General features: G+C 65.4%; 17 protein-coding genes and 1 tRNA gene. 14 read left to right on the top strand and 4 right to left on the bottom strand.

What is annotated here, in order from left to right:
* The first annotated feature begins 140 nt into the window (after positions 1-140).
* The 6 genes from aqpZ (at position 141) to accD (ending at position 5,253) form a co-directional block, all read left to right on the top strand.
* Positions 141-845, top strand: coding sequence for an aquaporin Z (gene aqpZ / locus ACR9ZJ_RS16135; RefSeq protein ID WP_481288306.1), 705 nt, complete (start codon positions 141-143; stop codon positions 843-845).
* A 69-nt stretch (positions 846-914) separates the two neighbouring features.
* Positions 915-1,682 carry a tRNA pseudouridine(38-40) synthase TruA gene (gene truA / locus ACR9ZJ_RS16140; protein WP_481288307.1) on the top strand — a complete coding sequence of 256 codons (768 nt, stop codon included), beginning with the start codon at positions 915-917 and terminating at the stop codon, positions 1,680-1,682.
* Positions 1,679-2,302: a phosphoribosylanthranilate isomerase gene (locus tag ACR9ZJ_RS16145; protein ID WP_481288308.1), complete on the top strand. Its 624-nt coding sequence runs from the start codon at positions 1,679-1,681 to the stop codon at positions 2,300-2,302. Before truA ends, ACR9ZJ_RS16145 begins: the two co-directional genes overlap by 4 nt.
* Positions 2,303-2,331: 29 nt before the next feature.
* The gene (gene trpB / locus ACR9ZJ_RS16150; RefSeq protein WP_481288309.1) at positions 2,332-3,543 is read left to right on the top strand and encodes a tryptophan synthase subunit beta; all 1,212 of its coding nucleotides are present in this window, start codon (positions 2,332-2,334) and stop codon (positions 3,541-3,543) included.
* On the top strand, positions 3,543-4,343 hold the full coding sequence (trpA, locus tag ACR9ZJ_RS16155; protein ID WP_481280715.1) for a tryptophan synthase subunit alpha: 801 nt from the start codon (positions 3,543-3,545) through the stop codon (positions 4,341-4,343). Before trpB ends, trpA begins: the two co-directional genes overlap by 1 nt.
* A gap of 37 nt (positions 4,344-4,380) precedes the next feature.
* Positions 4,381-5,253, top strand: a complete 873-nt coding sequence (gene accD / locus ACR9ZJ_RS16160; protein ID WP_481280714.1) for an acetyl-CoA carboxylase, carboxyltransferase subunit beta — start codon at positions 4,381-4,383, stop codon at positions 5,251-5,253.
* Positions 5,254-5,299: 46 nt separating this feature from the next.
* On the opposite strand, the gene ACR9ZJ_RS16165 is transcribed toward accD, so the two are convergent.
* Both ACR9ZJ_RS16165 and ACR9ZJ_RS16170 read right to left on the bottom strand, forming a co-directional pair.
* A complete protein-coding gene (locus ACR9ZJ_RS16165) occupies positions 5,300-5,842 on the bottom strand; it encodes a phosphatase PAP2 family protein (RefSeq protein WP_306847460.1) in 543 nt (180 codons plus the stop codon).
* Positions 5,814-6,974, bottom strand: coding sequence for a glycosyltransferase family 4 protein (locus tag ACR9ZJ_RS16170; protein WP_481280713.1), 1,161 nt, complete (start codon positions 6,972-6,974; stop codon positions 5,814-5,816). The genes ACR9ZJ_RS16165 and ACR9ZJ_RS16170 overlap by 29 nt, the downstream gene beginning before the upstream one ends.
* A gap of 150 nt (positions 6,975-7,124) precedes the next feature.
* Here ACR9ZJ_RS16170 and gltX point away from each other — a divergent pair, with 150 nt between their 5' ends.
* The 5 genes from gltX (at position 7,125) to ACR9ZJ_RS16195 (ending at position 10,991) form a co-directional block, all read left to right on the top strand.
* Positions 7,125-8,528, top strand: a complete 1,404-nt coding sequence (gene gltX, locus ACR9ZJ_RS16175) for a glutamate--tRNA ligase (protein WP_481288310.1) — start codon at positions 7,125-7,127, stop codon at positions 8,526-8,528.
* Positions 8,529-8,555: 27 nt separating this feature from the next.
* Positions 8,556-8,831: a hypothetical protein gene (locus ACR9ZJ_RS16180; RefSeq protein ID WP_481288311.1), complete on the top strand. Its 276-nt coding sequence runs from the start codon at positions 8,556-8,558 to the stop codon at positions 8,829-8,831.
* 40 nt (positions 8,832-8,871) lie between these two features.
* Positions 8,872-9,345 (top strand): transcriptional repressor, encoded by a 474-nt coding sequence (locus ACR9ZJ_RS16185; protein WP_481280711.1) that lies wholly within the window; start codon positions 8,872-8,874, stop codon positions 9,343-9,345.
* 127 nt (positions 9,346-9,472) lie between these two features.
* Positions 9,473-10,429, top strand: coding sequence for an RHS repeat-associated core domain-containing protein (locus tag ACR9ZJ_RS16190; protein WP_481280710.1), 957 nt, complete (start codon positions 9,473-9,475; stop codon positions 10,427-10,429).
* 1 nt (position 10,430) lies between these two features.
* Positions 10,431-10,991 carry a hypothetical protein gene (locus tag ACR9ZJ_RS16195; RefSeq protein ID WP_481280709.1) on the top strand — a complete coding sequence of 187 codons (561 nt, stop codon included), beginning with the start codon at positions 10,431-10,433 and terminating at the stop codon, positions 10,989-10,991.
* A gap of 88 nt (positions 10,992-11,079) precedes the next feature.
* Here the strand turns inward: ACR9ZJ_RS16195 and ACR9ZJ_RS16200 are convergent, their stop codons facing one another.
* On the bottom strand, positions 11,080-11,784 hold the full coding sequence (locus tag ACR9ZJ_RS16200) for a PP2C family protein-serine/threonine phosphatase (RefSeq protein WP_481288312.1): 705 nt from the start codon (positions 11,782-11,784) through the stop codon (positions 11,080-11,082).
* Between the two features lie 145 nt (positions 11,785-11,929).
* Here ACR9ZJ_RS16200 and ACR9ZJ_RS16205 point away from each other — a divergent pair.
* Together ACR9ZJ_RS16205 and ACR9ZJ_RS16210 are read left to right on the top strand one after the other, a co-directional pair.
* Positions 11,930-12,019, top strand: a tRNA-Ser gene (locus tag ACR9ZJ_RS16205).
* Positions 12,020-12,160: 141 nt separating this feature from the next.
* Positions 12,161-12,325 (top strand): DUF6538 domain-containing protein, encoded by a 165-nt coding sequence (locus ACR9ZJ_RS16210; protein ID WP_481288315.1) that lies wholly within the window; start codon positions 12,161-12,163, stop codon positions 12,323-12,325.
* Positions 12,326-12,365: 40 nt separating this feature from the next.
* Here ACR9ZJ_RS16210 and ACR9ZJ_RS16215 read toward each other — a convergent pair whose 3' ends face one another.
* Complete coding sequence (locus ACR9ZJ_RS16215; protein WP_481288313.1) at positions 12,366-12,809, bottom strand: winged helix-turn-helix transcriptional regulator; 444 nt, start codon at positions 12,807-12,809, stop codon at positions 12,366-12,368.
* A gap of 100 nt (positions 12,810-12,909) precedes the next feature.
* Between ACR9ZJ_RS16215 and ACR9ZJ_RS16220 the strand changes: the two genes are divergently transcribed.
* The coding region (locus ACR9ZJ_RS16220) for an NAD-dependent epimerase/dehydratase family protein (RefSeq protein WP_481288314.1) at positions 12,910-13,379 on the top strand (470 nt) is incomplete at its 3' end.

The raw sequence follows: 13,379 nt of genomic DNA on the forward strand, positions 1-13,379 counted from the left end.
GACCTTGTCGGCGATGGGTGCTCGCCACACGCTGGCCCGCTGGCGCGGGATCGCCGACAAGGTCGGCTCCCACCCGGCGGTCTGTTTGTTACACCCTGGCACGTACCTGCTTCAGTGACTTCATTCGAAGGAGTGCGAATATGTCCAAGCGTCTGCTCGCGGAGTTCTTCGGTACCTTCTGGTTGGTTTTCGGTGGTTGTGGAAGCGCGGTGCTCGCCGCGGCCTTTCCCGAACTAGGCATCGGCTTCGCCGGTGTCGCCCTGGCCTTCGGCCTCACCGTGCTGACGATGGCGTATGCCGTCGGGCACATTTCCGGCGCCCATTTCAATCCGGCGGTGACCCTGGGTTGCTTCACGGGCGGGCGCATTCCCGCCAGCGACGTATTGCCCTATATCGTCAGCCAGGTGATCGGCGCGGTGGCGGCGGGTGGCGTGCTTTACCTCATCGCCAGTGGTAAGCCGGGCTTCGACGTGGCGGCCGGTTTCGCCACCAACGGATACGGCGAGCATTCCCCCGGTGGTTATTCGTTCCTTGCCGCCGTGGTCGCCGAGTTCGTGCTGACCGCCTTCTTCCTGCTGGTCATCCTCGGCGTGACGCACAAGCGGGCGCCGGTGGGTTTCGCCCCGCTGGCGATCGGCCTGGCCCTCACGCTCATCCACCTGATCAGCATCCCGGTCACCAATACCTCGGTGAATCCCGCGCGCAGCACGGGCGTGGCCTTGTACCAGGGTGGATGGGCGATCTCCCAGCTCTGGGTGTTCTGGGTCGTGCCATTGCTCGGCGGTGCCGTCGGCGGCTGGATCCATCGGGCGCTGCTGGAGAACGACGACTCGATCGATCGTTGAGCCAGAAGGGCGGCTCCCACCCCCGGCGGTGGTAACCTTTCCGGTTTCCACCGCCTTTCGAACAACTCCATGCGCATCGCCCTAGGCGTCGAATACGACGGCACCGACTTCCGCGGCTGGCAGCGGCTCAGCCATGCGAAGACCGTGCAGGGGGCGCTGGAGGAAGCGCTGAGCCGGGTCGCCCATGAGCCCATCGAAGTGACCGCCGCCGGGCGCACCGACGCCGGCGTGCACGGCCGCTGCCAGGTGGTCCACTTCGACACCGAGGTGGTGCGGGACATGCGGGGCTGGGTCCTGGGTGCCTGCTCGAACCTGCCGCACAGCGTGGCGGTGACCTGGGCGCTTCCGGTGGCCGACGATTTCCATGCGCGCTTTTCCGCGCGGGGCCGCCGGTACCGTTATCGCATCCTGCCGCGCTTCGTCCGTCCCGCGCTGGACGCCCGTTTCGTGGCATGGGAGCGCCGGGCGCTCGATGCCGAGGCGATGCACGAGGCGGCGCAGGCGATCGTGGGCGAACACGATTTCTCCGCGTTCCGTGCGATCTCGTGCCAGGCGGCGCACGCGCGGCGCAACGTGCGCTCGATCCGCGTGTTTCGCGAAGACATCCACGTGGTGGTGGAGATCGAGGCCAACGCCTTCCTGCATCACATGGTGCGCAACATCGTCGGATCGCTGCTGCCCATCGGTCGTGGCGAGCAGCCCGTGGGCTGGATGGCCGAGCTGCTGGCCGGCCGCGATCGCGAAGTCGCCGGTGCCACGGCGCCCGCGGAAGGCCTGACCTTCATCGGCCCCCTTTATGAAGCCCATTGGGGCCTGCCACAGGAAGTGACGCTATGACCCGGATCAAATGCTGCGGATTGACCCGTATCGACGACGTGCAACTGGCCGCGCGGCTGGGTGCCGATGCCGTCGGTTTCATCATGACGCGCAAGAGCAAGCGTTTCGTCGACCCGGTGTCCGCCGCGCGCTTGCGCGATGCCGTGCCGCCCTTCGTGACGACGGTGGCGCTGGTGATGGACGACGATCCGACTTATGTGGAGGAAGTGGTGCGGGTGCTGCGTCCGGACATGCTGCAGTTCCACGGCGCGGAAGCGGATGCGGAATGTGCCGCTTACGGTGTGCGCTACCTGAAGGCCATCGCGATGGGCGAGGGTGCTTCGGCGCTGGCTCGCCTGCGCGATTATCCGGGAGCCGCCGGCCTGCTCCTGGATGGCCACGGCCTGGGCGAGCAGGGTGGCAGTGGCCAGCGGTTCGACTGGTCGCTGATGCCGAAGGATCTTGCGCAACCGCTGCTGCTCGCCGGCGGACTCACGGCCGAGAATGTCGGCGAGGCGATCCGCGTCGCCCGGCCCTGGGCGGTGGACGTGTCCAGCGGCATCGAATCGTCGCCCGGGATCAAGGATCGGGCTAAGATGGAACGCTTCATTTCCGCCGTGCGCGCCGTCCCCAACGCGTGACACGGCCTCCAGCAGGTAACGAGAAGGCAATGACCGACATCGCGGATTTCCACGCCTATCCCGACGCGCATGGGCGCTTCGGCGATTACGGCGGCATCTACGTGGCCGAGACCCTCATGGAGCCGCTCGCGGAACTCACCGCGGCGTACGAGAAACTGCGCAAGGACCCGGCCTTCATCGCCGAGCTCGACCGCGACCTCAAGTACTACGTGGGCCGGCCCAGCCCGGTGTACCACGCCGAGCGCCTGTCGAAGCATGTCGGCGGCGCGCGCATCGTGCTCAAGCGCGAAGACCTGAACCACACCGGCGCGCACAAGATCAACAACACCGTGGGCCAGGCGCTGGTCGCCCGGCACATGGGCAAGACGCGCATCATCGCCGAGACCGGCGCCGGCCAGCACGGCGTGGCCAGCGCCACGGTCGCCGCGCGCATGGGCCTGAAGTGCGTGGTGTACATGGGCGCGGTCGACATCGAGCGGCAGAAGATCAACGTCTACCGCATGCGCCTGCTCGGCGCGGAAGTGGTACCGGTCACCTCCGGCTCGAAGACCCTCAAAGACGCGCTCAACGAAGCGATGCGCGACTGGGTCACCAACGTCGCCGACACTTTCTACATCATCGGCACCGTCGCCGGCCCGCATCCGTATCCGCAGATGGTGCGCGATTTCAACGCCATCGTCGGCCGCGAAGCGCGCGAGCAGACGCTCGAACAGTTCGGCCGCCTGCCGGACGTGATCACCGCCTGCGTGGGGGGCGGTTCGAACGCCATCGGCCTGTTCCACGCCTTCCTCAACGACCGCCAGGTCCGCATCGTCGGCGCCGAGGCGGCGGGCGAGGGCATCGAGACGGGCCGCCATGCCGCCTCGCTCGCGGCGGGCAAGCCGGGCGTGCTGCACGGCAATCGCACGTATGTGTTGTCCGACGCGAACGGCCAGATCATCGAGACGCATTCGGTCTCCGCCGGCCTGGATTACCCGGGCGTGGGCCCGGAGCATGCCTTCCTCAAGGACGCCGGCCGTGCGGAATACGTCGGCGTGACCGACGACGAGGCGCTGGAAGCCTTCCACCTGCTGGCGCGCACCGAGGGCATCCTCGCCGCGCTGGAATCGAGCCATGCGATCGCCCAGGCGATCAAGCTGGCTCGCAAGCTTCCGAAGGACGGCCTGGTCCTCGCCAACCTTTCCGGTCGCGGCGACAAGGACGTGCACACCATTGCCGCGCGCGAAGGAATCGAACTCTGATGAGCCGCATCGAACGCCGTTTCGCGGCGCTGAAGTCCGCGGGCCGCACCGGCCTCGTTCCGTTCATCACCGCCGGCGACCCGTCGCCGGATGCCGTGGTGCCGTTGCTGCACGGCCTGGTCGCCGCGGGCGCCGACGTGATCGAGCTGGGCGTGCCGTTCTCCGATCCGATGGCCGATGGCCCGGTGATCCAGCACGCCAGCGAGCGCGCCCTGGCCAAGGGCGTCGGCCTGGGCAACGTGCTGGCCTGGGTCGCAGCTTTTCGCGAGACCGACAACGAGACCCCGATCGTCCTGATGGGTTACCTCAACCCCGTGGAAATGTACGGATACGCGGCGTTCGCCGAAGATGCCGTCGAAGCGGGCGTGGATGGCGTCCTGATGGTCGATTGCCCGCTGGAGGAATCGCATGTCCTCGAACCCCTTCGCAAAGCCGGCCTCGACCAGATCCTGCTCGCCTCGCCGACCACGGCCGAGGCCCGGCTGGCCCGGCTTTGCGAGGCCGCATCGGGCTTCCTGTACTATGTGTCGTTCGCCGGCATCACCGGCGCGGCCCAGCTGAGCACCGGCGAGATCGCCGGGCGCGTCGCCGGTATCCGCGCACGGGCGAAGGCTCCGGTGGCCGTGGGCTTCGGCGTTCGTGACGCCGCGAGCGCGAAGGCGATCGGCGAATTCGCCGACGCCGTGGTCATCGGTAGCGCCCTGGTCGACCGCCTCGCCGGCGCGACCTCGGCCGACGATGCCGCCGGCAGGGCACGGGACTTCCTCGCGCCGATCCGCGCCGCGCTCGACGCGCGCTGACGGTCGGTGCGGTAGTACAGATATTCGGAGAAACACGATGAACTGGCTGCAGAAAATCATGACGCCGAAGACCCGCGCACCCAGCGCGGCCGGCGGCAAGGGCAAGGTGCCCGAGGGCGTGTGGGAGAAGTGCGCCGGTTGCGGCACCGTGCTCTACAAGCCGGAGCTCGAGAAGTCGTTGATGGTCTGCCCGAAGTGCGGCCATCACCACGCGATCTCCGCGCGTGCGCGCCTTGCCGCCTTCTTCGACGAAGGCAGCACGACGGAATTGTGGCCGAAGATGGAAGCGGTCGACGCGCTGAAATTCAAGGATCAGAAGAAGTACAAGGACCGCGTCGCCGCCGCGCAGAAGAACACCGGCGAGAAGGACGCGCTGATCGCGATGTCCGGCCGCCTGCTGGAGCGTCCGCTCGTCGCGGTGGCCTTCGAGTTCTCCTTCATGGGTGGCTCGATGGGCTCGGTGGTGGGCGAGAAGTTCGCGCGTGCCGCGGAGAAGGCGCTCGCCGAAAAGAGCGCGCTCGTATGCTTCTCCGCCACGGGCGGCGCACGCATGCAGGAAGGCCTGTTCTCGCTGATGCAGATGGCGAAGACCTCGGCGGCCCTCGCCCGCATGCGCGACGCGGGCGTTCCCTACATCTCGGTGCTCACCCATCCCACCACCGGTGGCGTGTCGGCGAGCCTGGGCATGCTGGGCGACCTCAACGTGGCCGAGCCGAAGGCGCTGATCGGCTTCGCCGGCCCGCGCGTCATCGAGCAGACCGTGCGTGAGACCTTGCCGGAAGGGTTCCAGCGTTCCGAATTCCTCGTCGACCACGGCGCGGTGGACGTGATCGTCGACCGTCGCGAGATGCGCGACAAGCTCGGCTCGATCCTCGGCATCCTGCAGAAGGCGCCGCGCGCCGCCGCCTGATTTCGTGTGGGAAGCCCGATGTGGCGGGCAATACCCGGTACGCGGCTCAGACCAGCACGCGTTCCGCCCACAGCGACAACGTGCCCAGTCCACCGCCGATGGCGGTGGCTGCGAGCACGTCGCTGGGGTAGTGCAGGCCGAGCACGACACGCGATGCGCCGACCAGGGCGGCGAAACCGATCAGGAAGGGCGCCAGCACCGGGTAATGCGCCACCGCCACGACGGTGAACGACACCGCTTGCAGCGTGTGCCCCGAAGGAAAGCTGAACTCGTCCAGTGGCGGCACGTGAGCGATCACGCCGGGGCAGGTGCGGAACGGACGCGGACGTCGTGTCCAGCGCTTCAGTACCCGGTAGAGCATCAGCGCCGTGAGGCCGGTGATCGCCATCTGCACCGCCACGGCCACGCCGTGCCATCCGCCCACGAGGGCGATGACGCTCATCAGCGCATACCAGAACACGCCATCGCCCAGGCGGCTGATGGCGCCGAAGAAGATGCCGATCGCCCTGCGCGCGCCCCAGCGGTTGGCGGCGACGCACATGCGGCGGTCCAGGTTCGCCCTACGCGGCGACGGCGGTGCTGCGTTCATGGACGTGCTCCTCGGCGAGGGATTGCATGATCGATTCGAACTCGGCCACGACCGATTCCGGCGAAAGGCCGGCCACCGAGTTGCGCGCGGCGACGCCCATGGCGGCGCGCACCGTGGCATCGGCGCCCAGTGCGGCGGCGCGTTCGACCAGTCCGCCTTCGTTGCCCGGCGCCACACGAATGCCGTTCTGGCCGTTGCGAATGAACTCGCGCGCGGCGGCTTCCGCATAGGCGACCACCGGAACACCCGAGGCCATCGCCTCGAGTACCACGTTGCCGAAGGTCTCGGTCAGGCTCGGGAAGACGAAGAGGTCGGCGCTGGCGTAGAAGGTGGCCAATTCGTCGCCACGGCGCGTGCCGGCGAAGACGATGTCGGGATTGGCGGCTTCGAGCGCCGCGCGGCCGGGACCGTCGCCGACGATCACGCAGCGTGCTCCGGGCGTGCGGCGGGCGAGGGCGCGGAAGGCATCGATCACCACGTGCAGGTTCTTCTCGGGCGCGATGCGGCCGACACTGAGCAGCACCGGCGCATCGGCCGATGCACCCCAGGAGGCGCGTAGGCTTTCGTCGCGGCGATCGGGATGGAATCGCTGGGTGTCGACGGCGCGTCGCAGCACGCGAACGTCGTGCACGCCGAGGTCGTTCAGTTCGCCTGCGAGCTGGCCGGTCGGCACCAGGGTGGTCTGCGCGCGGCGATGGAAGCGGGCGAGGTAGTGGCGCACGAGCGGCGTCAACGCGCCGAAGCCGTAGTGGCCGACGTAGAAGTCGAAGCGGGTATGGAAGCCGGTGGCCACCGGGATGCCGAGGCGGCGCGCGGCGCTGACGGCGCTCCAGCCCAGGGGGCCTTCCGTGGCCACATAGATGGCATCCGGCCTGTCGGAGCGCCAGCGGCGCTCGATGCGAAAGCGGGAGGGCAGGCCGAAGCGCAGGCCTGCGTAACGGGGCACCGCGGCGCCTTCCACGGCGAGGACGTCCATCCCGGCATCGGCCAACGGCGGGGTCGCCGGATGGATCGGGCGGACGAGGTCGACGGAGTGGCCGCGGCGGACGAGACCGCGGGCGAGCGACTGGACGGTCAGGGCGACACCGTTGACGTCCGGTGCATAGGTCTCGGTGACGATGCCGACGCGCATGGCGGTGCCCCTACTGGCCTGGTTGGCTCATGCTGGCCTTCCGCCGTGTCGCGCGGGTTATGGCGGCATGACCGGCAGATGACAGCGACCGGCCTGAAAACGGGCCGTATCGGTTAAAATCGCCCGCTTGTCCGCCCGATGACCCTCACGATGACCGTCCGCACCCGCTTCGCCCCCAGTCCCACCGGCTACCTCCATATCGGCGGCGCGCGCACCGCGTTGTACTGCTGGCTGGAGGCCCGTCGTCGCGGCGGCGAATTCGTGCTGCGCATCGAAGACACCGATCGTGAGCGCTCCACGCAGGAGGCCGTGCAGGCGATCCTGGACGGCATGTCCTGGCTCGGACTCACGCACGACGAGGGCCCGTACTACCAGACCCTGCGCATGGATCGTTACCGCGAAGTGGCCGACCAGCTGCTGCGCGAGGGGAAGGCCTACTACGCCTACGAGTCGAAGGAAGAGATCGAGGAGATGCGCAACGCGGCGATGGCCGCCGGCGTGAAGCCGCGTTACAACGGCTATTACCGCGACCGCAACGAGCCGTTGCGTGACGATCCGAATCGCGTCATCCGTTTCAAGAACCCGACCTCGGGCAGCGTCGTCTTCGAGGACAAGGTGAAGGGCCGCATCGAGTGGTCGAACGAGGAACTGGACGACCTGGTGATCTTCCGTTCGGACGGTTTTCCCACCTATAACTTCGCGGTGGTCGTCGACGACATCGACATGGGCATCACCGAGGTGATCCGTGGCGACGACCATGTCAACAACACGCCGCGGCAGATCAACATCTACAAGGCGCTGGGCGCGCCCGTGCCGGAGTTCGCGCACCTGCCGATGATCCTCGGGCCGGACGGCCAGAAGCTATCCAAGCGCCATGGCGCGGTCAGCGTGATGCAATACCGCGACGATGGTTTCCTGCCGCACGCATTGCTCAATTACCTCGTGCGGCTGGGCTGGTCGCACGGCGACCAGGAGATCTTCTCGGTGGAGGAGATGACGGCGCTGTTCGACATCGCCGATGTCAACAAGGCCGCGTCGCGTTTCGACGTGACCAAGCTTTCCTGGCTCAACCAGCATTACCTGAAGACCGACGATCCGGCATCGCTCGGTCCCGAGCTCGCGTGGCACCTGGCGAAGATCGGCATCGACGCCACGCAGGGTCCGAATCCCGCCGACGTGGTCGTGGCGCTGCGCGACCGCGTGCAGACGTTCAAGGAAATGGCCGAGCGCGCGAAGATCTGGTACGGCCCGATCGTCGAATGGGATGACAAGGCCGTGGAGAAGCACCTGCGCACCGACACCGCACCGGCCGCGCTCGACGCCGCGAAGAAGGAACTGGCCGCACTCCCCGAGTGGACGCCGGAAGCGGTGCACGGCGCGGTCGAACGCGTCGCCGCCTCGCTGGAACTGGGCATGGGCAAGGTCGCCGCGCCACTGCGCGTGGCGATGACGGGCACCCAGGTTTCGCCGTCGATCGAGCACACCATCTATCTCGCCGGCCGCGAGGGTGCGCTCTCGCGCATCGACGATGCGCTGGCGCGTGCCGCGGCCTGAATCCCGGCGAGCGAGCGGGGATGAGCGGTGAATGAGCTGCTCGCCCGCGCCATGCAAGGGGTCGACCCGGACGATCCGGGCGCCTTCCTGCGGATATTCATGAACCTCATGGCCCTGGTTCCCTGGGGCCAGCTGATCCTCTGGCAGGTCGTTTTCGTGGTGGTCGGCGGCCTGCTGGGTTGGTGGCGGGGCCGGACGATGGCGGGCGTGGTCGCAGCGCTGATCCTGGGGCCGTTCGGCTGGGTGGTGCCGTTCCTGCCGCGGCGTACGCCGCCGCCATTGCCCGGGTCGAAAAAACGCTGACCCGCCCTCATGTTACGATGACGGCCATGAGGATATGCCTGTGACGAACCACGCCGCCCACCGACATGAGCACGACCATCACGACGACGCTCGTGGCTTCGTCGCGGCCGTGGAGCACGTCTCCACGGAACGTGGCCTGCGGCTGACGCCGCTGCGTCGCGAGGTACTCGAACTGGTCGCCGGCGCGGGCAAGCCCGTGAAGGCCTACGACCTGCTCGATCGCCTGCGTGAGAAACACGGTAACGCGGCACCGCCCACGGTGTATCGCGCCCTCGACTTCCTGCTTGAGAACGGCTTCATCCACAAGCTGGAATCGATCAACGCCTACGTCTCCTGCCATCATCCGGCCGAAGCGCACCAGGTACCGTTCCTGATCTGCGACAAGTGCCAGTGCGCGCAGGAAGTGTGCGACGAGCGCGTCGCCGAGTTGATCGAAGCCCAGGCGAAGGCCTTCGGCTTCCGTCCGCAGGCGCAGACGCTGGAAGTGCATGGGATCTGCAAGAACTGCAGATAGGGCGAGCGTGCGGTTTAAAGCTCACTAGTAGATCGCAACCATACTCTCATACCCGGTCCAGACCCCTTGCCAGTCGGATATCACTGGTTCAGGATTCAACCACAGGTCACGGATGCAGGGGATGGGGATGGGGAAGATCACGCTGTCGCTGGGCCTAAGCTTGGCATTACTTAGTTCGCCTGTCTTTGCGGGTACGGTCACGTATTTCTATACCGATCCGCAGGGGAGCGTTCTCGCTACATCGGACGCAAGTGGAAATATGACGGCAGTCCGTGATTATCGTCCTTATGGCGCACCGGCGCTGGGGGAGGTGGTGCAGGGCCCGGGCTATACAGGCCATGTGGAGGATTCGGACAGCTCCCTCGTTTATATGCAAGCCCGCTACTACGATCCAATTGTGGGGCGCTTTGCAAGCGTCGACCCCAAGCCACCAGAGGCAGGGGATATTTTCGGATTCGGTAGATACGTATATGTGAACGGCAATCCTATTGCACGCATAGATCCTACCGGGAAGGTTGGATTGCTTTTCTGGACTGCCAAGAATCAAGTTACCTATACGACGCAGTATGTAATCGGAACGTCTGGCGGCGCGCGCCTTCCGGTCTCGCCCGCTCAAATCAATGAACAGATCGCCCACGATTTTTCCGGCACTGTAAAGATTGGCGCGGTGACTGTAACAGTCACCGCGCAAGCAGTTGAAGCGACATCCTCGGCTGCACAAGGGACATCCAACTTTATTAACGTTGTTCCCGATACACAAGGTGTTACATCTACGGGGCGTGCTGAAACTAACGCGGTTGGCGGCGATCGTGTAACTGTTGCCGCTTCTGGAAAATATGGCGCCACGCCGCTAGTGATATCGCATGAGCTCGGAGGTCACACGGGAGGTGCTGGAGATCAGTACAAGAACGGCACCGCCGCGAATGGAAGCACTATTACGAGTGAGCCAGCTGGGGCTTCCGGTATCATGAATAACCTTAGCGGCGATCCTGCTAATGAGCAGGCCTTGCGAGAAATACTGCAGGCGCCTGGAAATATCAATTCGTGCGCACCGGACGTTCATGCTGGAAATGGGAGGTGCTGAAATGAAGCCGACGGAATTAGTGGTTTCGTCCATCGCACTCGCGCTGCTCGTCTGGAATCCCGTCTTCGCAACACCCTCTACTTTACAGGGCCCGCCCGAGCCTCCGCGGAAGTGCGTTATCCAGCAGAAGGCCTGGTGCATACAGGAAGGCGCGGCCGTTGAAATCACGCTCGCCCAAAGGGAGGGGCGTGATGAAGCGAACAATAATGTCTGGAGACTCCGGGATGTTCGGCATCCGGAGTTTGTGATGACTATTGTCGAGCCGGAAGGATGTAGACGCGGCTACGCCGATAGGGTGCAGGCCCTTGGATACAGTGCAAACGTCGCATGGCGAGGCCAAGTGTGGGACGAGATGAGAGTGAGCCTTCGTACTGACGGCGGCTGCACACTTCGCCTTCTCGTCACGCCATACAACGGCAGTGACTTCGAGTGGGCATATTCAACAGGCAGGTTGCTACTTGCTGCGTGCAAGGACGAAGGTTGCGATGTACTCGTCCCAACAATCGCGGATGTGACGTCCGTTTACAGGGATAGGTTCCGAGGGATCGCTAAGGGAGATTGAGATTTTCAGGGGCGGTGGGCTCGTTTTCACGACCATCGTCGGGCGTGTGGAGCGCTCCTGCGGAGCTGGCTCTTGGCACCGAGCGACCTTAGCCTGTAGCCCGCAATAGAATTGCCGTGATGTTGTCGCGCGCACTCCCACCCAGCGCTTCCAGGATCAGGTGATCCACGCACTCCTGCGCGGCGATGTCGGTCCGCGAAACGATCTCGCCGATGCGTTTGTCTTCGACTTCGTCGGTCAGGCCATCGGTGCACAGCAAGAGCCGCGCTCCCGCGGCAAGCTCTCCACGCGCAAGGCCGATGTGAAGCTGCTCGGGCGAGGTGATGCCGAGCGCCTGGGTCAGCACGCTGCGCTGGGGATGCGTGCGCGCCTGAGCCTCGGTCAATTCGCCCGCCTCGACCAGCGCTTCCACGATCGAATGATCGTGAGAAAGGCGGGCTAACGTCCCGTCCCAGCGGTAGATTCGGCTGTCGCCGACCCAGGCGGCCTCATAAGACCGGCCGACGATACGCACGGCGGCGATGGTCGTCCCCATGGGGCGCGAATCGGCCAGGCCGCTCGAACGGGCGATCAGCGCCTCGTTCACCCGCTGGATCGCATCGACCAGCGATTGCCCCGCCGCGACCTGGGCCACGACGCCGTCACGTGCGGTCGCCGAAGCCACCTCGCCGTGCTGGTGCCCGCCCATGCCATCCACGACCAGGAACAAGCCCAGGCCCGCGTCGGCGTAATAGGTGTCCTCGTTGCGCGTACGGCGGAGCCCCGTATGCGTGCCGTGTCCGAACTCGATCATGGAGACCTTGGAAAAGCGAAGGGAAGGGCACCGATGCGCCCATTGCCCGGGCAGGATGCCCCATCAAAAGCCTGTTGTCACGGCAGAACAGACCCACTATCATTGCGGGCCCGGCAGGGCTCAACCCCTGCCGTCGACCGTTCACGGAGAGGTGGCAGAGTGGTCGAATGTACCTGACTCGAAATCAGGCGTACGTGTAAGCGTACCGTGGGTTCGAATCCCACCCTCTCCGCCACTTGATACAAGTCGTTGAACGCCCGGTGATCTCAGATCGCTGGGCGTTTTTCGTTTTGGGGCTTCCGGGTAGGTCAACACGCATATGCGTCTACCCCATCATCTGCTTCGGCACAAGTCCGGCATGTAGTATTTCCGGATCATCGTCCCGCGTGACCTCATGGGCACGCTCGGTAAGAAGGTCATCAAGCGGAGTTTGGGCACCCGCGAGCCGGGCCTCGCCAAAGCGTATGCGTATGCCCTGGGCGCGCAGTGTGCTCGGACCATCGTCGAGGCCAGCCAACCCACAAGGCCCGGCCATATCTGAGCCCTTGCTCGCACCGGGTGTTCAAGAATCCACATCGTCATTAGCCCGAGTGCTCCGCGCCTAGCGCGTTAGGACGGGTAACGACGCGGGTGGGTAAATCGGCCAAGCCCAGGCTCGCGTCGTGCTTGGTAGCCCACGCAAGGAGGTCTTGAAGGATGGGCAGCACGTCCACGCCGGCTTGGGAGAGTTCGTATTCGACCCTGGGAGGAACCTCAGGGTAAGCCCGGCGTATGACCATTCCGGATGTGACGAGGTCCTTGAGTTGGGCCGTGAGCATGTGCTGCGTGACTCCAGGGAGCGCACGCTTCAGCGCGCCGAACCGCACGGGACCCTCGACCAGCAAGCCTACGATCTCGATCTTCCATCGACCTGTGATCGCTCGAAGAGCCTGCTGGAACCGACGGGTTTGCTCTGGGTCCGGGCCGGTGCAGCCATCGCAATCGTCGCTTCGGTAGCGCCTCGGTTGGGCGAAATCGGTTTCCATTGCTGGCCTCGGTCTGTTTTTTCTTACTAGGATGAAAAAACATCCTACTTGTCGAGCCCCTGATCGTCTCTCACGATGACCGCATAACGGAGGTTCGACCATGAGTAAAGTTCTTGTAACAGGAGGCTCCGGCTTCTTGGGCATTCATTCCATCCTGCGCTTGCTCCAGGACGGACATAGCGTCCGGACGACGGTGCGCTCGGCTGAGAAGCAGAAAGCGGCGCAGGACACCCTGGCGTCCGCCGGGGTCTCGACCTATGACGTTGAGTTTGTCCAGGCCGACCTGCTGCGCGATGACGGCTGGCAGGCGGCTGCGACCGGATGCGATTACGTTTGGCACGTCGCTTCCCCGTTTCCGGGTGCGTCTCCCAAAGACGAAGACGAAATCATCCGACCCGCGCGGGAGGGCACCCTGCGTGTATTGCGTGCTGCGCGTGCCGCCTCGGCCAAACGGGTGGTGCTGACCTCCTCGTTTGCGGCGGTCGGCTATGGAACCCGGCCCACCCCCTCCTACACATTCACTGAAGCCGACTGGACCGACCCCCGGCTCCCCAACCCGCCCTATATCCG

Source organism: Luteibacter sp. KNZ12-1A, from assembly GCF_056755675.1.